Raw genomic sequence first — 19,272 nt, 5'->3', positions numbered from 1 at the left:
ATTACCAGACGTAGGCGAGGACTTCCCCACCCACGCCCTTCTTCTGCGCCTGCTTGTCGGTCAGGAGTCCGTGCGACGTGGAGATGATGGCCACGCCCAGGCCGCCCAGAACCTTCGGCAGGTTGGTGGACTTCGCGTACACCCGGAGACCGGGCTTGGAGATCCGCTTGATGCCCGCGATGGAGCGCTCACGGTTGGGGCCGAACTTCAGCTCCAGGACGAGGTTCTTGCCGACCTCGGCGTCCTCGACCTTCCAGCCCGTGATGAAGCCCTCCTGCTGGAGGATCTCCGCGATGTGCGACTTGATCTTGGACGCCGGCATCGTCACGGAGTCGTGGTATGCCGAGTTCGCGTTCCGCAGACGGGTCAGCATGTCTGCGATCGGATCAGTCATGGTCATGAATTGGCCTTCGGCCTCTCTCGCCGGGGTTTCCTGGTGCGCCATCCCTCTCCCCGATCCGAGACGGGACGGGTGCGGCGCGGTGGACCTACGGCGTAGTAAGCATTCAATGAGCGGACAGCTGTCCGCGATGCAAGGGCGGCGGCAGACGCCCAACCCCACAAGCCTAAGCCATGCGGGCCGGGCGTCCTGCCACCCCTACGTGCTTACCGAGAGCCCTGCGAATCCCTATAAGGGGGATTACCAGGAGCTCTTGGTCACGCCCGGCAGCTCGCCACGGTGAGCCATCTCACGAAGGCACACGCGGCAGAGGCCGAACTTGCGGTACACGGAGTGCGGGCGGCCGCAGCGCTGGCAGCGGGTGTAGCCACGCACACCGAACTTGGGCTTGCGAGCAGCCTTAGCGATCAGAGCCTTCTTCGCCATCTCGCTCACGCCTCCTTGAAGGGGAAGCCGAGGTGACGAAGGAGCGCGCGGCCCTCAGCGTCGTTGGTCGCCGTGGTCACCACGGTGATGTCCATACCCCGGGTGCGGTCGATCTTGTCCTGGTCGATCTCGTGGAACATGACCTGCTCCGTGAGACCGAAGGTGTAGTTGCCACGGCCGTCGAACTGCTTGGGGGACAGGCCGCGGAAGTCGCGGATGCGCGGCAGCGCGAGCGACAGGGTGCGGTCCAGGAACTCCCACATGCGGTCGCCACGGAGCGTGACGTGGGCACCGATCGGCTGGCCCTCACGCAGCTTGAACTGCGCGATGGACTTGCGGGCCTTGGTGACGGCCGGCTTCTGACCGGTGATCGTGGTGAGGTCGCGGATGGCGCCCTCGATCAGCTTGGAGTCGCGGGCGGCGTCGCCCACACCCATGTTGACCACGATCTTGACGAGACCGGGGATCTGCATGACGTTCTCGTACTTGAACTCGTCACGCAGCTTGCCCGTGATCTCCTCACGGTACTTCTGCTTCAGACGCGGGCTGGTGGTGGTCGTCATCAGATGTCCTCACCCGTCCGCTTGGCAACGCGGATCTTGTTGCCTTCGTCGTCGAAGCGGTAACCGACGCGGGTCACGACCTTGTTGCCGTCCTTCTCCACGACCAGCTGGACGTTGGAGACGTGGATCGGCGCCTCGGTGGTGACGATGCCGCCGGCCTGCGAACCGCGAGCCGTCGGACCGGCCTTGGTGTGCTTCTTGACCCGGTTGACACCCTCGACCAGGACGCGGTCCTCGCGGGGGAAGGCCGCGATGACCTTGCCCTGCTTGCCCTTGTCCTTACCGGTGATGACCTGGACCAGGTCGCCCTTCTTGATCTTCATGCTTACAGCACCTCCGGCGCGAGCGAGATGATCTTCATGAACTTCTTCTCGCGCAGCTCCCGGCCGACCGGGCCGAAGATACGGGTGCCACGAGGGTCGCCGTCGTTCTTCAGAATGACGGCGGCGTTCTCGTCGAAGCGGATGTACGAGCCGTCCGGACGGCGGCGCTCCTTGACGGTGCGAACGATGACCGCCTTGATGACGTCACCCTTCTTCACGTTGCCGCCGGGGATCGCGTCCTTGACGGTGGCGACGATGACGTCACCGATACCCGCGTAGCGGCGACCGGAGCCACCGAGCACACGGATGCAAAGGATTTCCTTCGCACCAGTGTTGTCGGCGACACGCAGTCGCGACTCCTGCTGGATCACGTCTATCTCCTGATTGTCTGCCGGTTCCCGGGGCGGGTGCGCAACTTACACACCCGCCCCGAGCCTGGCGGAACGATTCCTAGGGGGTCCCCCTAGGAGGGATGTGCTTGCCCTTGGAATTCCCTGGCGGGAATTACTTGGCCTTCTCGAGGATCTCGACGACGCGCCAGCGCTTGGTCGCGGACAGCGGCCGGGTCTCCATGAGGAGGACGCGGTCGCCGACACCCGCGGCGTTCTGCTCGTCGTGGGCCTTGAGCTTGCTCGTACGGCGGATGACCTTGCCGTACAGCGCGTGCTTGACGCGGTCCTCGACGGCGACGACGACGGTCTTGTCCATCTTGTCGCTGACGACCAGACCCTCACGGGTCTTGCGGAAACCGCGGTCCGTCTTGGTCTCTTCAGTCACGTTGCTCTCGCTCATCAGGCGCTCTCCACCGTCTCGATGCCCAGCTCGCGCTCACGCATCAGGGTGTAGATCCGCGCGATGTCCTTACGGACGGCCTTGAGCCGGCCGTGGTTCTCGAGCTGGCCCGTCGCCGCCTGGAAGCGGAGGTTGAACAGCTCTTCCTTGGCCTCGCGGAGCTTGTTGAGCAGCTCCTCGTTGCCCAGCTCGCGCAGCTCGGACGCCTTGGTACCGGCCGACATCACGCTTCACCTGCCTCGCGCTTGACGATCTTGCACTTCATCGGCAGCTTGTGAGCCGCACGGGTCAGAGCCTCGCGCGCGATCTTCTCGTTGGGGTACGACAGCTCGAACATCACGCGTCCGGGCTTGACGTTGGCGATCCACCACTCAGGAGAACCCTTACCGGAACCCATGCGGGTCTCGGCGGGCTTCTTGGTGAGGGGGCGGTCCGGGTAGATGTTGATCCAGACCTTGCCGCCACGCTTGATGTGGCGGGTCATGGCGATACGAGCGGCCTCGATCTGGCGGTTCGTCACGTACGCCGGGGTCAGCGCCTGGATGCCGTACTCGCCGAACGCGACCTGCGTGCCACCCTTGGACATGCCGTTGCGCTTGGGGTGGTGCTGCTTGCGGTGCTTGACCCTACGGGGGATCAGCATGACGGTCAGGCCTCCGTTCCGGTGCTCTCAGCCGGAGCGGCGGCGGCGGGAGCCTCGGCCTTGGGGGCCTCGGCGCCGGCAGCCTGCTGCGGCTTACGACCGCGCCCGCCACGCTCGCCACCGCGGCCACCACGGGCCGGGCGGTCGGCGCCACCACGGGCCGGGCGGTTACCCGCACGGGCCGCGGCGTTCTCGGCGCGGACCTCGGCGATGTTCTTGACGTCGCCCTTGTAGATCCAGACCTTCACGCCGATGCGGCCGAAGGTCGTCTTGGCCTCGAAGAAGCCGTAGTCCACGTTCGCGCGGAGCGTGTGCAGGGGCACACGGCCCTCGCGGTAGAACTCCGAGCGGGACATCTCGGCGCCACCGAGGCGGCCACCGCACTGGATCTTGATGCCCTTGGCGCCGGCCTTCATCGCCGACTGCATGCTCTTGCGCATGGCACGGCGGAAGGAGACGCGGGAGGAGAGCTGCTCGGCGACGGCCTGGGCAACCAGCTGAGCGTCGGTCTCGGGGTTCTTGACCTCGAGGATGTTCAGCTGGACCTGCTTGCCCGTGAGCTTCTCGAGGTCACCGCGGATGCGGTCGGCCTCGGCGCCGCGGCGGCCGATGACGATGCCCGGACGAGCGGTGTGGATGTCCACACGCACGCGGTCACGGGTGCGCTCGATCTCGACCTTGGAGATGCCGGCGCGCTCCATGCCGGACGTCATCATCCGACGGATGGCGACGTCTTCCTTGACGTAGTCCTTGTACAGCTTGTCGGCGTACCAACGCGACTTGAAGTCGGTCGTGACACCGAGCCGGAACCCGTGCGGGTTTACCTTCTGGCCCATTACCGGGTTCCTTCCTTGCTGCTGACGACCACGGTGATGTGGCTGGTCCGCTTGCGGATCCGGTAGGCACGGCCCTGGGCGCGCGGGCGGAACCGCTTCAGGGTCGGGCCCTCGTCGACGTAGGCCTCGGAGACGAAGAGGCTGTCGACATCGGTGTGGTCGTAGTTGTGCGCGGCGTTGGCGATGGCGCTGTCCAGCACCTTGCCGACCGGCTGGCTCGCGGCCTGCGGGGCGAAACGCAGGACCGCCTGAGCCTCCGTGGCGCTCATGCCACGGATGAGGTCCACCACGCGGCGGGCCTTCATGGGCGTGACGCGGATGTACCGCGCCTGGGCCCTGGCTTCCATGGTTGTCCTTCCAGTGTCTGTCATGGTCATTCCACCCCGCGCTTAGCGGCGCTTCGACTTCCGGTCGTCCTTGACGTGACCCCGGAAGGTGCGCGTCGGCGAGAACTCGCCGAGCTTGTGGCCGACCATCGACTCGGTGACGAACACCGGAATGTGGGTCTTGCCGTTGTGCACCGCGAGCGTGTGGCCGAGCATGGCCGGCACGATCATGGAGCGACGGGACCAGGTCTTGATGACGTTCTTGGTGCCGGCTTCGTTCTGGGCGTCCACCTTCTTGATCAGGTGGTCGTCGACGAAGGGCCCCTTCTTCAAGCTACGAGGCATCTCAACCCGTCCTTAGCGCTTCTTGTTCGTCTTGCGGCGGCGGACGATGTACTTGTTCGACGCCTTCTTGGGCGAACGAGTACGGCCTTCCTTCTTGCCCCAGGGGGACACCGGGTGGCGACCACCCGAGGTACGGCCTTCGCCACCACCGTGCGGGTGGTCCACGGGGTTCATGACCACACCACGCACGGTCGGGCGGACGCCCAGCCAGCGCTTACGGCCCGCCTTACCCCAGTTGATGTTGCTCTGCTCGGCGTTGCCCACCTCGCCGACCGTGGCGCGGCAGCGCTGGTCGACCAGGCGGATCTCACCGGACGGCATGCGGAGGTGGGCCATCGAGCCCTCCTTCGCGAGCAGCTGCACCGAGGCGCCGGCGGAGCGGGCGAACTTCGCACCGCCGCCCGGACGCAGCTCGATGGCGTGCAGCGTGGTACCGACCGGGATGTTGCGCAGGGCAAGGTTGTTGCCCGGCTTGATGTCGGCCCCGGGACCGTTCTCGACGCGGTCGCCCTGGTTCAGGCCACGCGGTGCGAGGATGTAGCGCTTCTCGCCGTCCGCGTAGTGCAGGAGCGCGATGCGCGCGGTGCGGTTGGGGTCGTACTCGATGTGCGCGACCTTCGCCGGCACGCCGTCCTTGTCGTGACGACGGAAGTCGATCACGCGGTAGGCGCGCTTGTGGCCACCGCCCTGGTGGCGGACGGTCACACGACCGGAGTTGTTACGGCCACCCTTGCTGTGCAGGGGGCGGACCAACGACTTCTCCGGCGTGGACCGCGTGACCTCGACGAAGTCGGCGACGCTGGAGCCACGACGGCCCGGCGTAGTCGGCTTGTACTTGCGGATTCCCATTTCTCAGTCCTCGTCCGATATCGGACGATCCGGACCGCCCTTAGGCGGTCGGACCGCCGAAGATGTCGATACGGTCGCCCTCAGCGAGGGTCACGATCGCGCGCTTGGTGGACGCGCGCTGGCCGAAGCCGGTGCGGGTCCGCTTGCGCTTGCCCTGGCGGTTGATCGTGTTGACCCCGGTGACCTTGACCGAGAAGACCGACTGCACGGCCTGCTTGATCTGGGTCTTGTTGGCGCTCGGGTCCACGATGAACGTGTACTTGCCCTCGTCGAGGAGCGCGTAGCTCTTCTCGGAGACGACCGGCTTGAGCAGCACGTCACGGGGGTCCGTGAAGGACTTGCTCAGCGGGGTCTCGACGGTGTTCTTGCCCTCGGCGGCGTGGCGGCGCGCCTTGGCGACGCGCGCGGCCTTGGCCTTCTTCGCCGCCTTGGAGGCGATAGCGGGGTGACGGATAGCCATCAGACCTCGCTCCCTTCGGTGTCATTGGCCTTCGGGCCGGACACGAAGGACTCGAAGGCGGCCTGGGTGAAGACCACGTCGTCCGAGACGAGAACGTCGTACGTGTTCAGCTGGCCCGGCTCCAGGATGTGGATCTGGGGCAGGTTGCGGGCGGACAGCCACGCGGCCTCGTCGGCGCGGTCGACGACCAGGAGCAGGTTCTTGCGCTCCGAGATCTTGCCGAACAGCGTCTTGGCGGCCTTCGTCGACGGGTTGTCACCCTCGACGACGCCGGAGACGACGTGGATGCGGTTGTGGCGGGCCCGGTCGGTGAGGGCGTGGCGCAGGGCCGCGGCCTTCATCTTCTTCGGGGTCCGCTGCGAGTAGTCACGCGGCACGGGACCGTGCACGACGCCACCACCGGCGAACTGCGGCGCGCGGGTCGAACCCTGACGGGCGCGACCGGTGCCCTTCTGGCGGTACGGCTTCTTGCCACCGCCGCGGACCTCGCCACGGGTCTTGGTCTTGTGCGTGCCCTGACGGGCAGCGGCGTTCTGCGCGACGACGACCTGGTGGATCAGCGGGATGCTGATCTTCTCCACGCCGAAGATCTCCGCGGGGAGCTCGACGCTACCGGTCTTCTCGCCGGCAGGCGAAAGGATGTCAACAGTGCTCATCGGTACCTCAGGCCCCCTTGGCCGCGGTGCGGACCAGGACGAGGCCGCCGTTCGGACCGGGAACCGCGCCCTTGATGAGCAGCAGACCCTTCTCCGCGTCAACGGCGTGGACGGTCAGGTTCTGGGTGGTGACACGCTCGTTGCCCATGCGACCCGCCATGCGGAGGCCCTTGAACACGCGGCCCGGGGTGGCGCAGCCACCGATGGAACCGGGCGAGCGGTGCTTGCGCTGGGTGCCGTGTCCGGCGCCGAGGCCCTTGAAGTTGTGACGCTTCATGACACCGGCGAAGCCCTTGCCCTTGCTCTTGCCGGTCACGTCGACCTTGATGCCGGCCTCGAACACCTCAGCGGTGATCTCCTGGCCGAGGGTGTACTCGCTGGCGTCAGCGGTACGGATCTCGACGAGGTGGCGGCGGGGAGTGACGTCGGCCTTGGCGAAGTGACCCTTGAGGGGCTTGTTCACCTTGCGCGGGTCGATCTCGCCGAACGCGATCTGGACGGACTCGTAGCCGTCGACGTCGTTCGTGCGGACCTGGGTGACGACGTTGGGGCCGGCCTTGACGACGGTGACCGGAACAACACGGTTGTTCGCGTCCCACACCTGCGTCATGCCGAGCTTCTCGCCCAGGATGCCCTTGATCTGCTTAGCCATCGTTCAGATCACCGGCCTCAGAGCTTGATCTCGATGTCGACACCGGCCGGGAGGTCGAGTCGCATCAGAGAGTCAACGGTCTTGGGGGTCGGGTCGAGGATGTCGATCAGGCGCTTGTGCGTGCGCATCTCGAAGTGCTCGCGCGAGTCCTTGTACTTGTGCGGCGACTTGATGACGCAGTACACGTTCTTCTCAGTGGGCAGCGGCACCGGGCCCGCGACCGACGCACCAGTGCGGGTCACCGTCTCGACGATCTTCTTCGCCGAGGAGTCGATGACCTCGTGGTCGTAGGCCTTGAGCCGGATGCGGATCTTCTGTCCCGCCATGGCTACTCAGTAGTCCTGTCTCTCAACGCTCTGGAACCCGGTGGATTCCTGTTGCTGCCTTCCGCTCCTCCGACCCACGCGGTCGGGCGTGTCGCACTCTCGCTGACACAGATGTCCCTTGTTCGAACATCCCTGCTGGGAATGCACACGGCCCTTCCGGAACCGCAGGCCGGGGGCGAAGGCCCACCGGGTGCCTGGCCGGTGCCGCACTGACACTTCCCGAAAGATTCCCGTACGTCCGCCCCAGCGCTGCCGTGGTGGCAGTTAGGGCGACGAGTACTGTGGGACTCGCTTCCGGTCCTCCCGGCGGGAGGCGCGCAGCATCAACACTCGACCGAGCAACTCGGACAGTCTGCCATATGGGGCGGGGGCTACGCCAATCGAGCCGAGGAGAATACCCCGGGGGTGACGTAGGTCAAACACAAGGCCGGACGAGCCCGGGCCCCTCCCCCTCGACGAGCCGCTCCAGCTCGGCGTCGTAGGCCCGGTAGCCGGCCTTGCCCCAATCGGGTGCGTCGGACGCCGGGCGGAGGATGGCGGGCAGGTGGGCGACGCGCCACATGCGGTGGATGTCGGCAGGGGTGGTCCGGCCCTCCACCGGGTCGGCGAGGCGGGTCGCGCCCCGGACGATTCCGGAGATCGCCTCCGCCCCCTCCCCCGCTTCGGTGCAGGCGGCGAGGGCGGCGGTGACGAGGGCCTGGAGCAACCGGGTCAGCTGAAGATCCACCCCGATCCGGCACATGCGGCGCACCAGGGCGGGCTCTTCCAGTCGCTCCGGCGGCTGGGGGACCCCTGTGATCCCCTCGGACCAGAGCAGGAGGGAAGCGGCGGACACCTCGTGGTCCCGGAAGTATCCGAGCTCGTCGGCGATGGCCATGACCTCCCCCGAGAACCGCCCGACCACGCGCACGCCCTCCATGAGACGGCCCAGGTCCTCCACACGGGGCGCGAGGAAGGCCCCGACCGAGACGTCGGCGAGCAGCCAGGTTCCGGCGGAGCGGACGGCGCCGATCTCCACGGTGCCGCCGAGGGCGGCGAAGATCGCCCTCGCCATGGGCTCCGCCCGGGTCGAGGGGACCCGGCCGTCGTCGCACGCCGGGCTGCGCGTCAGAGCCACTCCCCCTCGTCGTCCTGCGCGTCCGGGCCGTACCCGCGCATCACCACGCCCAGCCGGCTGGGCGACCACGCGAGGGAGCCTTCACCGCCGGTCGCCCCAGGGGCATTCACGCTCCGCATCCCAGTGCACCCAGGGCAGTGCCGTACGCCAGCCCGGTCGGCCCGCGGCCCAGTCGAGCATCACAGGGACCACCAGATCGGCGCCCCCCTGATCCGACGGCACGCCGACTTCCGCGCGATGGTGTGCGATGGCGCTCCCGTCCCGGGTCTCGAGCAGCAGCGTCAGATCGTCGCGGAGCGCGATCTGCAGGTAGTGCTGCCCGACCTCGCCCTCCGGCACGTCGAGCCGCTCGAGAACGAGGAAGTGCCGACGCGCGTTGAGTCCGGCGAAAAGCCGCTGGATCTGCTGGTCGGAAGGGCCGTCCCACACGTCGTCGTCGGCCACGGTGACACGCAGGCGGGGCTGGGTCATCGCAGAGACCGCTCCACGAATGACAGCAGGCCGGAGATCTCGAAAGGCTCCGGACCGCTGTTCTGCGTCTCTTCGGAAAGTGTCCAGGCCCGCTCCGGGTTCCACTCGATCCGGAAAATGCTCCCTCGGAAGTTCTCGAAGCGGACGAAGCTTCCCGGAGCGCCTTCCAGCAGCTTGATCTCTCGATACAGCGTTTTCTCCGCTGCGAGGATTCCGTCCGGCCCGTCCGTACCGCCCTTGGTGACCGTGTTGTCGTACCAGAGCCTCAGGAACGGTACGGGCTCCCTGTTGAGATCGGCCGGTGTAAGGAACCGGATAAAGCTCTCCCGGGCGTCTTCAAGGGAGTACCGGCCCGGATCGGCGAACTCACACGTGTAGCCGGGGAATACCGCCCATGTGACCTGCTGCAGCTCGGGCTGCTGAACTTCGTGGTAGCGATGGACTCCGGGCCGTGCTGCCGCGATGACCTCAAAGTCGCGCCCGGGATGATGAAAACCTTGGGGAGCACTCAGCAACGCACCGTTTTCCAGCAACAGCGCACTGTTCTCGCGTGCAGTCCGGAGGATCGCAGCCACCAGAGCCTGATCGTACGTGTCGCGAGCATTCACCTGGAAGAGGTGGCGCCCATCAGCACTGAGCGCCGCGGCGAAATCCAACCCTGACACAGGAGACCAGTGCCAGGCATCGGGGATTCCGTCGAAGACCTCTACCCCGGGAAATTTGGACACTACAGCAACCGGATCCACATCTACCTCCCCTTATGCTCCCTTGCAGGAATAGTTGGGCCCGGTGTCCTGACGGTACCTGGGAGCGCGCGCACCGTCCCGGCCATTGTCCGCCCGCGTCATGGGCTCCATGTCGGTTGTGTCATTGTACCAAGCCTCACGTTCCGGATAATTGGTGTTGTAACCCGTCTCATTCCAATGTTCGACCACTCGCGGATTGTGGTCGTAGGTGAGGATCTTCGAGTCTGCCGGAATTACTTCACCCGCATTGTTTCGCCATGTGAGCTGGTCCCGCGGGATTCGATTGCCGTTCTGATCGAGAGGCCAGCCACCCGCTGCACGGCCCTCGTCGGTGAATCGGGTGACCATGTCCTCATGCGTCTCGTCCCAGTACGAATGGGGGTATTCCGAAGATCGGTTGTGGCGGGTGTCCGGTGCGTCGGGGTCCCTTACCCACCTTCCGTTTCCGCCGCGGGGTTGTGCCAGGCCAAGCGGATCGATGAAGCAGAAGGGGTTGGGGACGTACCCGTAGTGATTCGGCTGCGGAGCAAGCCCCAACGGGTCGGGCGTCAGGTAGCGGCCGTTTTCGGGGTCGTAGTAGCGAGCGTGGTTGTAGTTCCAGCCGGTCTCGGCGTCGGCGTACTGTCCAGGAAAACGCAGTGGGCAGTCGACCGGCACACCGGAGCCCACATCTGCCGGGCGTGGCTCCAGCTCCCGGCCCCACAGCTCGGTCCTGCGATGCCATGCCACGGCGCCCTCGGCATCGACGAGTTCGGTGGGAGCTCCGACGGTGTCCGTGACCACGCCATGGAACCGGACACCGTCCGCCCCACGACGTATCTGTGTCAGCGGGCGATGCGTGCCGGAGAAGTAGTCCCAAGTCAGCGCCTCTCCAGAGTCGTTGACCTGCTCGGCGAGGCGAGTACCGTCCCAGGTGAACCGCGTCTCCTCGACGACCGAGCCGTCGGCACCCAGCCGCACCTTGGCGCGGCGCCGTCCCGTGGGGTCGTAGCGGTAGCGCCAGTGGTCTCCGTCCGGTGTGACAGCGGCGGTGAGCCTGTCCTGCGCGTCCCAGGTGTAGGTGGCAATGCGCTTCTGCCCGTTCAGGAGCCGCTTGACGGTGCGGACAGGCCGTCCTCGCTGGTCGTACTGGTAGCTGGTACGGCCGGATCGCCGAAGTCGCGTTCCGGCGTAGTCACGCGCGGTCGGGCGGTCCCCCGACGAGGGGGCGGTCGAATCCTGGATGTTGCCCAGGGCGTCGTACGCGTACGTCTCCGTCCAGTCTCGCGCGTGTACCGCCGTGACGCGGCCGACTGCGTCGAGATCGAACCTGCGCTGCCCCGTTGTGAGTTCGTTGATTCCGGACAGCAGACCATCCGGCCTGTAGGTGTAGGTGCGGTTCTGCAGGAGTGCTCGGCCGCGGATTCCGTTGCCGTGGAGTTCCTGTCCGACCAGGTGCCCGCGCTCGTCCCAAGCCTGAGTGAGCGACGCGAACGACCCGAACTCGCGGACGCGTTCCCGTCCCAGGGCGTCGAACCCGAAGGTGACCGTCTGCCCTGCCGCATGCAGAGACGCCGGGCGGCCTACGGCGTCATAGCTCCATGTCGAGGTGATCCCACTGGGCGTGCGTCGTTCCGTCCGACGGCCCAGTGCGTCGTAGGCGTAGGTCGTCTCAGCACCGTCCAGCGCCTCACGCACCAAGCGTCCGGAGGAGTTGTAGGCGCGTTCAAGGGTGCTGGTGTCGCTCACCGCTCGGACCAACCGCCCGGCCGGATCGTAGGTGAAGCGCGACACCTGGTCGCCCGTGCGCTGTTCGACCGTCCTGCCGAGTTCGTCGCGCAGGAACACGGTCTCCTGGCCGTCGCCATCCGTGCGACGGGCCAGGCGGCCGGCCGCGTCGTAGGAGTAGGTGAGCGAGCGCCCCTCGAAATCCGTCTCGGCGACCAGGCGGTTGGTGGAGTCGTACACGTACTTCCAGGTCTGGCCCCGAGGGTTCATGACCTCGGTCAGGTTCACCTCGGAGTCGTACGTGAACCGGTACTCGCTGCCATTGCGGTCGATGCGGCTGGTCGGCTGGTGGAAGTGACCGGTCTCGATGAGCGACCTGCGGCCGAGCTGGTCCGTGTGGGCGACGAGGTCGCCTTCGCCGTCCCATTCCCAGCTTTCCCGGGAACCGTCGGCGGCGAGACGCCATGCCGGACGCCCCTCCACGGTCCATCCCATGGACTCGACCCGGCCTTCGGCATCCACGACCCTGACGACACGGCCGAAGGCGTCGCGTTCAGCGTGCGTCGTGTTTCCGAGCGCATCGGTCTCTCGAATCGACAATCCGGCCGCATTGCACTCGATACGGGTCACATGGCCGAGGCCGTCGGTCACCGCAGTGCTGCGGCCTTGCTCGTCGTAGCTGTACTGACGTGAGTTGCCCGACGGGTCGACGATCCTCAGACGGTTGCCGCAGTCGTCGAAACGCTGCTCCCACACGGCCCCGTCCGCCTCGACCAGTCGAACGGGAAGACCGAGATCGTCGTATTCAGCCGTCGTTCGAAGACTGTCCGGACGTGTGACGGCGGCGAGGTTGCCGCGTGAGTCGTAGGTGAATGTCGTGGTGTGACCCAGTGCGTCCGTATAGGACAGCATCCGGTTGTACCGGTCCCAGGCCGTGCGGACCGTTCGGCCCGACGGGTCGATCATCTCCGTACGTTGCAGGAACTCGTTGTAGCGATGGACCGTGGTGTGCCCAAGCGCGTTCGTGTACCGGGTCTCACGAGCGTCGGTGTCGTAGGAAATGACGCAGTCGAGGAAGCCTTCCGCCCCCTCACCTCGTATGCACCTGTCCTGGTCGTCGTAGGTGTAGCGGTACCAGGAGCCCTTACGGTCGGTCCACGAGGTGACACGTCCCCGATCGTCATAGGTGAGCCGGTACGGCAGACCGCTCGAGTTGTAGATCTCGGTGAGGTGCCCCTCGGCGTTGTAGCCGTACCTCACCAGTGTGATCCCGTCCGGGCCGGCCTGCGGGTCGCTCAGTCGCAGCTGAGTGATGCGTGCATCGTCGGTGAGAATGCGCAGGTGATAGCCGCCGGAATGGCGCACGGCCACCGGGACGCCACGCTCATCACGGTCGATGTCCATCCGATGCCCGTTGCGGTCGGTCACTGCGGCGAGCGGGAGAGTGAAACTCTGTGCGGTGGAGGGCGGCTGGGAAGTCGGCGCAAAGTGACGGGTGCGCCCTGTGGCCGGGTTCGTGATGCGGATCGGGGCACCGGGCTCACCGTCCCAGTCGAGGGGCCATCGGGGTCCTTCGAGGGGGAGCACCGATTCCCCGGGGGCGGGGACCGGATAGACGAGGACCATTCCGTCCTCAGCTGCGAACAGGGCGCCCGCGCTGTCGAGTTCCAGTCGCTCGTCCAGCGTCGAGGCCCAGGAGGGACCGAACCACTGACCGGAGGCGTAGGTGGACAGGTGGGTGCGGCGCACTATCAGCGGCAGCAGACCTGGCAGTTCGACATCGGTGTGCTCCATCAGCATCTCGCCGGAGACCATGTCGACGGGGTCGCCACCCTTGCACCGGCCCTCCGCCGGTTTGCTCTTGGCCAGGGCGTCGTCCGCCTCTCTGCGCAGACCGCTCCTGAGCCCCTTGGCCATGGCCTTGAGACCGCCTTTGCCGACAGCCTTCATGCCCTTCGCGAGTCTGCCGAGGGTGGTCAGGCCCTTCATGCCGGGTATGCAGTCCAGTGCCGCGAATCCCACATCCCATAGGGACGCCTGTCCCTTGGAATACTTGTACAGCGAGTCGGCAAGGACGATGAGTCCCGCCACCACCACGATCGCGGCGAGAATCGGTCCACCGATGATCATCGCGACGATCCCGACGACGGCCACGACGACTTTGCACACGGCGACGATGGTGTCCCAGTTGTCGGTGAACCAGTCGCCGACCTCCTCCCACCACGACCGGTTCTGAATCCCCGCATCGGACGCCTCGTCGATCTTCGACTTCGCCTCACGGGCCGCCTCGTCACGCATCGCGCGCGCATCCGCGGCCATCTTCTTCGCCGCCGCGAGAGCGTCTTGCGCGTCCGAGACGTCCGACTGCGCCTTGCTCTGGGCTGACTTGGCGTGCTGGACGTCCCGCGTCGCCGCCCGCACCTTGGCCTCATCCGGCTTCTCGGCACCTTTGCTGCCGGTCGGGTCGTCCTTGTATTTGTCCGCCTCCTTGCCGGCCCGTGTCACCCACGAGTCGGCCGAGGTGAGACGGGACTGGGCCGAGGAAAGGCTGTCGCGCGCCTCACGCCCCTTGCGCAGCGCCTTGTCCGCCAGCGACTGCGCCCGCTCCAGCTTCGGCCAGAAGTCCGCCAGCGCGTCCCCGCACATCTCATAGGACTTCTTCAGCTTCTTGAGGTTCTTCGGGACGTCGGCGAAGTCCTCCTTGAAGACATCCGCCGACTTGCCCGCCCACTCCAGGAGCGTGCCCTCCCCCGCCATCCCCTTGACCAGGCGGAGGGCATCGGACACGTCGTCGGCGAAGTCGTGCAGGTGCTTCGCGAGTGTGCGCACCCGCTGCGGATCGCCAGGGGTCGGATCCTTGTCCAAGTCCAGGACATGCCAGTCCGCAGGCCTGTGCCCTGCCATACCGCAACCCCCGTCACGTGCATATCTCCAGCAACAACCGTATGCACACGTGAACTTACAAGGCACAGTCGTTCGACGGAAAGGCGGTACTGCCGACGGAGGCTGCGGAGACCGGCGTCAGGAGCTGTGTCCGCGTACCGCCCGCCGGGCATCCTCGACGGCGTAGGCGCACCGCAGCCACCAGACCTCAAGCCCGTCCCGCACCGCCACGTACAACCACCGCCGCTTGAACCACGGCGGCAGCTTCCGGAACGGTACGAAGGTCAAGGTGTCCCTGATGGGGGTGCTCGGCGACTCCGCCGGGTCCCTCGGCGCGCAGGGCCGCGTACAGCTCGGGCGTCAACTCCCCGTTCAGGCGGGCCGTGTGGCCCGCCGCCGTGAAGGCGAACCCCCGCTGGGCGGCGTCCGGCAGCCGCATGGCCCGGGCGATCCGCGGAGATGCCTCCGCGGTGAGCAGTGGAACGCCAGGCCGATCACCGCCGTCCCGAGGCGCGCCTCGCCCCGCTCGAAGGCCAGGTCCCACGCCCCCGGGTCGTCCAGACCCAGCAGGCCCTCACCGCTCTCCCAGTCCCAGCCGAGAGACACCGGCGCGTCAGCCCGTGAACCGGAACGTCGACGTGATCGCGTCGAAGATGTCGAAGAAGGAGTCCGCGAGGTCGAGGACCTGGCTGCTGCCGGCGACCAGGGCGACCTTGCCCTCCTGGCCCGGGACCGGGATGTACGTCTGCATCAGCACGGCCCTGATCGTGCGGTTGAGCGCGTCACCCGGTACGGCGATGTCCTCGATGCCCTGCGTGCGCGCGGCCGGGCCGACACCCGGGATGTCCACCGTCGTCACCTTGCGCCAGGAGTCGCCCTCTCGCTTGGCCTCCTTGACCGCGAGCTGGCTCGCGATGACGGCCGGGTCGTTCGACAACGGCTCACCGCGCTCGTTGCGGCCGCCCACGAGTGAAACGGTCACCGAACCCGTGATCGGCGTGTCCCCGCCGAAGCTCTCCGCCATGCAGCCGCAGTACATCGCGCCCGACTTCCACGCGTCCGCGGCGGCCTTCCGGAGGAAGTCCACGTACGCGTCCCGGTACTGCTCCAACTCCGGTCGCTGCTGCACCCGTTCGTTCACCATCCGCCGGATCGAGTCGTCCCGCGACTCCGGCCGTACGTCGAACTCCCACCACGACTCCGGCACCTTGATCCGGAAACCGCCCCGCTCGACGGTCAGGGTCTCCATGTAGCGGGCCATGGCGCCGGCCTCCCGTTCACTCGATCACAAGTCCGACCATCGTCCCATCGCGCGAGGGTGAGGTACGACAAGATCAGCGGCGTGGGACGGACGAGACAGGCGATAGCCATGGACATGGCCGGTGCGGAGATCGAGCGGCGCAGGTCGCAGTGGCTCTCGGACGGGATCGAGGCGTCCTCCGTGCCCTGGGCCGACGAGCGCGAGCGGCTGGTACTGCACTTCAGGGCGGCGGGCTGGGCCGTGCGGCTGCTGGTGGAGGTGCACTGCAGCGGGCACGCGCGTCTCCACTTCACTTCGCCGAGCGAGGGCAGGCTCGGGGGCGAGGGCCGGGCCGTCCAGGAGTCCCGCCGGGTCACCTCCGTGGAGGCGCTCGGTGCGCTGCTCGACGAGGCGGTGGCCCGGGCCGGGCGGATCAGCATGGAGCCGGCGCAGCTCATCGCCCGTACCTGCACGACCGGCTGGCTGGACTGGATCACGGCGATCTGTGGCTGCTCCCCGATCAGTTGGTCCGCATCCGCGGCGGCGTGCCGGCCACCCTGACAGTCGGGCTCGTCGGGCCCGAACTGGCGCCCCCGGACACCTTCCAGACCCTTGCCCACGACCCCGACGCCATCCGCTCCGCCCACCGCACCAACAAGGTGCTCCCCCTCGCCGAGATCACGCACGCCCGGATCCACGGCGGCCTGACCACCTCCGGAATGACGCTCTCCATGGCCGACGGGTCGCGCCACAAACTGCTCTGGATGTCCATGGAGCCCGCGGGCGGCCTCCTCAGAGACCGGCTTCTGCCGCTCCTGGGCCCTCGCCTGGCTCGCTGAGCTCCCTCGGGCTCCTCCACCGTCCAGCGGCGGAGTCGAGAGGGTCGTCGCGCGCCGGTTCCGAAGTCATGCTCTACACGGAGGCCAGAAACTCCGACCAGGCCTCCGGCGCAAGCGCAAGCCGGGGGCCTTCGCCGTGCTTGGAGTCCCGGACGTGGACGGTGTGGGGGGATATGGCGATCTCGACGCAGGAGTCGCCGTCGGGGCCACTGCTGTAGCTGCTCTTGAACCACGCCGGTTCAGCGTTGCGGATCATGTCTCTCCCAGCAGTTGCTCGATGAAGGCCAGCGACTCCCGCGGGGGAAGGGCCTGAGCTCGGATGGTGCCGTAGCGCAGTTCCAGGATCCGGATGTGCTTCGGATCAGTGGCCGGCCGACCGGTGAAAGCGCCGTCGGACCGGCCCACTGCGGTGCCGTCCCCGAATTTCAGCACCTCGATCCTTCCGTTCAGGCCGGGGTGTGCCTCGCTGCTCGTCGGCATCAGCTGAAGCCTGACGTTACGCAACCGCCCCACCTCCAGCAGACGCTCAAGCTGCTGACGCCACACCATTGTGCCTCCGACCGGGCGGAGCAGCGTCGACTCCTCCTGGACGAAGCTCAGCGAAGGTGCCGGCGACCGCTCGAACACCGACTGCCGAGCCATGCGTGCAGCCACTAGACGTTCCACTTCGTCCGGCGAGTACGCGGGTTGCCACGACTCGAACAACGCCCGCGCGTGCTCGGGGGTCTGGAGCAGCCCGTTGACGCTGCTGCACTCATACACCCCGATCTCCACCGCCTGCCCCTCCAACTTGGCAAGCTCCCGAACCTTCTTGGGATACCGAACCCTCTTCACGTCCTCCCAAGCCGCCGCAACCAGCCCACCCGCCCCCAGCACCTCATCCGCCCTGACCAGATAGTCCTGCCGAGGGATCCGCTTCCCGCCCTCGATCTTGTAGACCATGTCCTCGCCGTACCCGACCGCCGTTCCGAACTCGGCGGCCCGCATCCCCGCCGCCTCACGCCGCAGCTTCAGCTGCCGCCCGACGGTCGCGATGACCGCGACACCCCACTCATCATCGGGATCGACCTCCCAACCCGGCTCGTCCGCTTCGCCCTTGAGCCGCCCCGAGTCCGCCTCGACCGCCGTCATCCCGCACCCTTCCGCCGTCGTACGACCGTGCCCAGCGCCCTACCCGTACGCCCGGCCCCGACAGCCCGGACAACGCCGGACAAGCTCCGGACAGTCACCGTACTCACCCACTGAGTCACTGTTCACGGTAGGCGCGGGCAGCCACGCTGAGTGACGTGAAGCAGAACTCCCCCGAACTCCGCACCCCGATCCGCAACTTCAGCCTCCAGCTCTCGGCCACCCCGCGCGGCGCCCGCCTGGCCCGCCTCCTCGCCACGGAACAACTGCGTTCCTGGGGGTTGCCGCTGGACCCTGCGCGGCAGGTCGTCGCGGAGCTGTCGACCAATGCGGCGACACACGGCCGAACCCCCGGCCGTGACTTCCGCCTGCTCCTCTACGTCGTCGCCGGCACCCTCCGTATCGAGGTGACGGACACCCGCGCGGACCGCCTGCCGACAGCCCGACCCGGCTTGGGTCTCCTCCTGGTCGACGCGCTGGCCGACCGCTGGGGCGTCACCCGAGGGCTGCCGCCCCGCAAGACCGTCTGGGTCGAAATCGACCTCGCACCGGAACCCGAAAGTGCGTGCTCCGGCGGTACAGGCGCCCTCCTCCAAGAACCACAAGGATGAAAGAACCCGACCCAACCCCACCCCTCCTCCCAGCCGCAGGGCTGCCTCACCCTCGCGAGTGAACATCGGCAACTCAGCTGGATTCGGGGGTCCTTGCCTGCCCTACGCTCAGCGCAACACAACCGCAGACATGCGACGGCCCCCGCCGGGACGGCAATCCCAGTGCGAGGGCCTGACCACCGAGGAAGGCTCCAACTTCCTGATGGATACGCAGAACCCTAACGCGCCCACGCACGCCCACACCCGGGTTGCCGCAAAGAAGCACCCGAACCGGCGGCACCCCCACGCCGGCCTGGTTCACGACAACACCCGCCACACCACCCGCTTCACGGTGATCGGCAACCACCTGGCCCAGCACCCGGAGCTGTCACTGCTCGCGATCGGGCTCGGCACGCACATCCAGTCGCTCCCCGCGGGCGCCCGCGTCGACATCAAGACGCTCGCCGCCCGCTTCCCTGAGGGCACGACCCGCATCGCCGCCGCCCTGCGCGAACTGGAGGTGCACGGCTACCTCCGCCGCACCCGCGAACGCGTCCCGGACGGCCGGATCATCACCCGCACAACCTCCTGCAACCAGCCGGGGCACAGCAGCCCGGAGGCGCCCCGCCCGGCCCCGAGGAGGCGGCCGAGGCAGCCCGGCGGCAAACCCCTCCCCGCGGTACCGCGCCCGGCCTGTTCCGCCCCGGCGCTCCTCCAGCAGGCCACGGACCTCCTCGGCCGGCTTCGCCGCGAAGACCCCCGCCTCCTCCTGTCCGCGTGCGACACCGCCCACCTCGCCCCGGGCGTCGCCGCCTGGCTGGAGCGCGACGCCTCCCCGGCCGCCGTGCGGCACGCCCTGACGACGGACCTCCCACCCGAGCCCCTCCACCGCCCGGCCGCCCTCCTGGCCCACCGCCTCACAGCCCAACTGCCACCCCCACCGCCCTTCGCCCC

At 67.5% G+C, this 19,272-nt stretch carries 28 protein-coding genes; 4 read left to right on the top strand and 24 right to left on the bottom strand.

What is annotated here, in order from left to right; genetic code table 11:
• Nucleotide 1: 1 nt before the first annotated feature.
• From rpsH to GTY56_RS01725, 22 genes are all read right to left on the bottom strand, one after another.
• On the bottom strand, nt 2-400 hold the full coding sequence (rpsH, locus tag GTY56_RS01830; RefSeq protein WP_030839654.1) for a 30S ribosomal protein S8: 399 nt from the start codon (nt 398-400) through the stop codon (nt 2-4).
• Between the two features lie 240 nt (nt 401-640).
• On the bottom strand, nt 641-826 hold the full coding sequence (locus GTY56_RS01825) for a type Z 30S ribosomal protein S14 (RefSeq protein ID WP_003948630.1): 186 nt from the start codon (nt 824-826) through the stop codon (nt 641-643).
• A gap of 5 nt (nt 827-831) precedes the next feature.
• A complete protein-coding gene (gene rplE, locus GTY56_RS01820; protein WP_030839657.1) occupies nt 832-1,389 on the bottom strand; it encodes a 50S ribosomal protein L5 in 558 nt (185 codons plus the stop codon).
• On the bottom strand, nt 1,389-1,712 hold the full coding sequence (gene rplX / locus GTY56_RS01815; protein WP_003992365.1) for a 50S ribosomal protein L24: 324 nt from the start codon (nt 1,710-1,712) through the stop codon (nt 1,389-1,391). Before rplX ends, rplE begins: the two co-directional genes overlap by 1 nt.
• Nucleotides 1,713-1,714: 2 nt before the next feature.
• Entirely contained in the window at nt 1,715-2,083 is a 369-nt protein-coding gene (gene rplN, locus GTY56_RS01810; protein WP_003992364.1) for a 50S ribosomal protein L14, read from the bottom strand.
• Nucleotides 2,084-2,216: 133 nt separating this feature from the next.
• Nucleotides 2,217-2,504: a 30S ribosomal protein S17 gene (gene rpsQ / locus GTY56_RS01805; protein ID WP_030839660.1), complete on the bottom strand. Its 288-nt coding sequence runs from the start codon at nt 2,502-2,504 to the stop codon at nt 2,217-2,219.
• Nucleotides 2,504-2,728 (bottom strand): 50S ribosomal protein L29, encoded by a 225-nt coding sequence (gene rpmC, locus GTY56_RS01800; protein ID WP_010036720.1) that lies wholly within the window; start codon nt 2,726-2,728, stop codon nt 2,504-2,506. The genes rpsQ and rpmC overlap by 1 nt, the downstream gene beginning before the upstream one ends.
• Entirely contained in the window at nt 2,728-3,147 is a 420-nt protein-coding gene (rplP, locus tag GTY56_RS01795; protein WP_003992362.1) for a 50S ribosomal protein L16, read from the bottom strand. The genes rpmC and rplP overlap by 1 nt, the downstream gene beginning before the upstream one ends.
• Before the next feature lie 5 nt (nt 3,148-3,152).
• The gene (gene rpsC, locus GTY56_RS01790; RefSeq protein ID WP_030317320.1) at nt 3,153-3,983 is read right to left on the bottom strand and encodes a 30S ribosomal protein S3; all 831 of its coding nucleotides are present in this window, start codon (nt 3,981-3,983) and stop codon (nt 3,153-3,155) included.
• Nucleotides 3,983-4,330 (bottom strand): 50S ribosomal protein L22, encoded by a 348-nt coding sequence (rplV, locus tag GTY56_RS01785; protein WP_033308966.1) that lies wholly within the window; start codon nt 4,328-4,330, stop codon nt 3,983-3,985. The genes rpsC and rplV overlap by 1 nt, the downstream gene beginning before the upstream one ends.
• A gap of 42 nt (nt 4,331-4,372) precedes the next feature.
• On the bottom strand, nt 4,373-4,654 hold the full coding sequence (gene rpsS, locus GTY56_RS01780) for a 30S ribosomal protein S19 (protein WP_003992359.1): 282 nt from the start codon (nt 4,652-4,654) through the stop codon (nt 4,373-4,375).
• 12 nt (nt 4,655-4,666) lie between these two features.
• Nucleotides 4,667-5,503, bottom strand: coding sequence for a 50S ribosomal protein L2 (rplB, locus tag GTY56_RS01775; protein ID WP_053674520.1), 837 nt, complete (start codon nt 5,501-5,503; stop codon nt 4,667-4,669).
• A gap of 40 nt (nt 5,504-5,543) precedes the next feature.
• Nucleotides 5,544-5,963: a 50S ribosomal protein L23 gene (gene rplW / locus GTY56_RS01770; RefSeq protein ID WP_033308967.1), complete on the bottom strand. Its 420-nt coding sequence runs from the start codon at nt 5,961-5,963 to the stop codon at nt 5,544-5,546.
• Nucleotides 5,963-6,619: a 50S ribosomal protein L4 gene (gene rplD, locus GTY56_RS01765; protein ID WP_161361798.1), complete on the bottom strand. Its 657-nt coding sequence runs from the start codon at nt 6,617-6,619 to the stop codon at nt 5,963-5,965. Before rplD ends, rplW begins: the two co-directional genes overlap by 1 nt.
• Before the next feature lie 7 nt (nt 6,620-6,626).
• Nucleotides 6,627-7,271 (bottom strand): 50S ribosomal protein L3, encoded by a 645-nt coding sequence (gene rplC, locus GTY56_RS01760; protein WP_033308969.1) that lies wholly within the window; start codon nt 7,269-7,271, stop codon nt 6,627-6,629.
• Between the two features lie 17 nt (nt 7,272-7,288).
• A complete protein-coding gene (gene rpsJ, locus GTY56_RS01755) occupies nt 7,289-7,597 on the bottom strand; it encodes a 30S ribosomal protein S10 (protein ID WP_003948644.1) in 309 nt (102 codons plus the stop codon).
• 415 nt (nt 7,598-8,012) lie between these two features.
• Nucleotides 8,013-8,714, bottom strand: a complete 702-nt coding sequence (locus GTY56_RS01750; RefSeq protein ID WP_161361796.1) for a hypothetical protein — start codon at nt 8,712-8,714, stop codon at nt 8,013-8,015.
• 81 nt (nt 8,715-8,795) lie between these two features.
• Nucleotides 8,796-9,185 carry a hypothetical protein gene (locus GTY56_RS01745; RefSeq protein WP_161361794.1) on the bottom strand — a complete coding sequence of 130 codons (390 nt, stop codon included), beginning with the start codon at nt 9,183-9,185 and terminating at the stop codon, nt 8,796-8,798.
• Nucleotides 9,182-9,931 carry a hypothetical protein gene (locus GTY56_RS01740; protein ID WP_161361792.1) on the bottom strand — a complete coding sequence of 250 codons (750 nt, stop codon included), beginning with the start codon at nt 9,929-9,931 and terminating at the stop codon, nt 9,182-9,184. The genes GTY56_RS01745 and GTY56_RS01740 overlap by 4 nt, the downstream gene beginning before the upstream one ends.
• Nucleotides 9,932-9,943: 12 nt before the next feature.
• Entirely contained in the window at nt 9,944-14,503 is a 4,560-nt protein-coding gene (locus tag GTY56_RS01735) for a DUF6531 domain-containing protein (RefSeq protein WP_237524344.1), read from the bottom strand.
• Nucleotides 14,504-14,659: 156 nt separating this feature from the next.
• Nucleotides 14,660-14,809 (bottom strand): hypothetical protein, encoded by a 150-nt coding sequence (locus tag GTY56_RS40255; RefSeq protein ID WP_237524343.1) that lies wholly within the window; start codon nt 14,807-14,809, stop codon nt 14,660-14,662.
• A gap of 325 nt (nt 14,810-15,134) precedes the next feature.
• The gene (locus GTY56_RS01725; protein WP_161361788.1) at nt 15,135-15,782 is read right to left on the bottom strand and encodes a hypothetical protein; all 648 of its coding nucleotides are present in this window, start codon (nt 15,780-15,782) and stop codon (nt 15,135-15,137) included.
• An 81-nt stretch (nt 15,783-15,863) separates the two neighbouring features.
• Between GTY56_RS01725 and GTY56_RS01720 the strand changes: the two genes are divergently transcribed.
• Both GTY56_RS01720 and GTY56_RS01715 read left to right on the top strand, forming a co-directional pair.
• On the top strand, nt 15,864-16,322 hold the full coding sequence (locus tag GTY56_RS01720) for a hypothetical protein (RefSeq protein ID WP_161361786.1): 459 nt from the start codon (nt 15,864-15,866) through the stop codon (nt 16,320-16,322).
• Complete coding sequence (locus tag GTY56_RS01715) at nt 16,307-16,600, top strand: hypothetical protein (RefSeq protein ID WP_161361784.1); 294 nt, start codon at nt 16,307-16,309, stop codon at nt 16,598-16,600. The genes GTY56_RS01720 and GTY56_RS01715 overlap by 16 nt, the downstream gene beginning before the upstream one ends.
• A 73-nt stretch (nt 16,601-16,673) precedes the next feature.
• Here GTY56_RS01715 and GTY56_RS01710 read toward each other — a convergent pair whose 3' ends face one another.
• Together GTY56_RS01710 and GTY56_RS01705 are read right to left on the bottom strand one after the other, a co-directional pair.
• Nucleotides 16,674-16,856 (bottom strand): DUF397 domain-containing protein, encoded by a 183-nt coding sequence (locus GTY56_RS01710; protein ID WP_161361782.1) that lies wholly within the window; start codon nt 16,854-16,856, stop codon nt 16,674-16,676.
• Nucleotides 16,853-17,731 (bottom strand): helix-turn-helix domain-containing protein, encoded by an 879-nt coding sequence (locus tag GTY56_RS01705; protein WP_161361780.1) that lies wholly within the window; start codon nt 17,729-17,731, stop codon nt 16,853-16,855. Before GTY56_RS01705 ends, GTY56_RS01710 begins: the two co-directional genes overlap by 4 nt.
• A 155-nt stretch (nt 17,732-17,886) precedes the next feature.
• Here GTY56_RS01705 and GTY56_RS01700 point away from each other — a divergent pair, with 155 nt between their 5' ends.
• Entirely contained in the window at nt 17,887-18,339 is a 453-nt protein-coding gene (locus GTY56_RS01700; protein WP_161361778.1) for an ATP-binding protein, read from the top strand.
• A gap of 202 nt (nt 18,340-18,541) precedes the next feature.
• Nucleotides 18,542-19,272: helix-turn-helix domain-containing protein (locus tag GTY56_RS01695; RefSeq protein ID WP_161361827.1), on the top strand; the 731-nt coding region annotated here is incomplete at its 3' end.

Source organism: Streptomyces sp. SID5643, from assembly GCF_009872555.1.
GTDB lineage: Bacteria > Actinomycetota > Actinomycetes > Streptomycetales > Streptomycetaceae > Streptomyces > Streptomyces iakyrus.
This window is presented reverse-complemented; position numbering and strand designations above follow the sequence as displayed.

Excerpts from the sequence above, each read along its gene's own strand:
- GTY56_RS01705 (WP_161361780.1), bottom strand. The coding sequence starts at position 17,731 with ATGACGGCGGTCGAGGCGGACTCGGGGCGGCTCAAGGGCGAAGCGGAC.
- GTY56_RS01745 (WP_161361794.1), bottom strand. The coding sequence starts at position 9,185 with ATGACCCAGCCCCGCCTGCGTGTCACCGTGGCCGACGACGACGTGTGG.
- rplV (WP_033308966.1), bottom strand. The coding sequence starts at position 4,330 with ATGGAAGCCAGGGCCCAGGCGCGGTACATCCGCGTCACGCCCATGAAG.
- rpsH (WP_030839654.1), bottom strand. The coding sequence starts at position 400 with ATGACCATGACTGATCCGATCGCAGACATGCTGACCCGTCTGCGGAAC.
- rpsS (WP_003992359.1), bottom strand. The coding sequence starts at position 4,654 with ATGCCTCGTAGCTTGAAGAAGGGGCCCTTCGTCGACGACCACCTGATC.
- GTY56_RS01725 (WP_161361788.1), bottom strand. The coding sequence starts at position 15,782 with ATGGCCCGCTACATGGAGACCCTGACCGTCGAGCGGGGCGGTTTCCGG.
- GTY56_RS01825 (WP_003948630.1), bottom strand. The coding sequence starts at position 826 with ATGGCGAAGAAGGCTCTGATCGCTAAGGCTGCTCGCAAGCCCAAGTTC.
- rplB (WP_053674520.1), bottom strand. The coding sequence starts at position 5,503 with ATGGGAATCCGCAAGTACAAGCCGACTACGCCGGGCCGTCGTGGCTCC.
- rplC (WP_033308969.1), bottom strand. The coding sequence starts at position 7,271 with ATGGCTAAGCAGATCAAGGGCATCCTGGGCGAGAAGCTCGGCATGACG.
- rplX (WP_003992365.1), bottom strand. The coding sequence starts at position 1,712 with ATGAAGATCAAGAAGGGCGACCTGGTCCAGGTCATCACCGGTAAGGAC.
- rpsC (WP_030317320.1), bottom strand. The coding sequence starts at position 3,983 with ATGGGCCAGAAGGTAAACCCGCACGGGTTCCGGCTCGGTGTCACGACC.
- rplW (WP_033308967.1), bottom strand. The coding sequence starts at position 5,963 with ATGGCTATCCGTCACCCCGCTATCGCCTCCAAGGCGGCGAAGAAGGCC.
- rpsJ (WP_003948644.1), bottom strand. The coding sequence starts at position 7,597 with ATGGCGGGACAGAAGATCCGCATCCGGCTCAAGGCCTACGACCACGAG.
- rpsQ (WP_030839660.1), bottom strand. The coding sequence starts at position 2,504 with ATGAGCGAGAGCAACGTGACTGAAGAGACCAAGACGGACCGCGGTTTC.
- GTY56_RS01710 (WP_161361782.1), bottom strand. The coding sequence starts at position 16,856 with ATGATCCGCAACGCTGAACCGGCGTGGTTCAAGAGCAGCTACAGCAGT.
- rplE (WP_030839657.1), bottom strand. The coding sequence starts at position 1,389 with ATGACGACCACCACCAGCCCGCGTCTGAAGCAGAAGTACCGTGAGGAG.
- rplD (WP_161361798.1), bottom strand. The coding sequence starts at position 6,619 with ATGAGCACTGTTGACATCCTTTCGCCTGCCGGCGAGAAGACCGGTAGC.
- rpmC (WP_010036720.1), bottom strand. The coding sequence starts at position 2,728 with ATGTCGGCCGGTACCAAGGCGTCCGAGCTGCGCGAGCTGGGCAACGAG.
- rplP (WP_003992362.1), bottom strand. The coding sequence starts at position 3,147 with ATGCTGATCCCCCGTAGGGTCAAGCACCGCAAGCAGCACCACCCCAAG.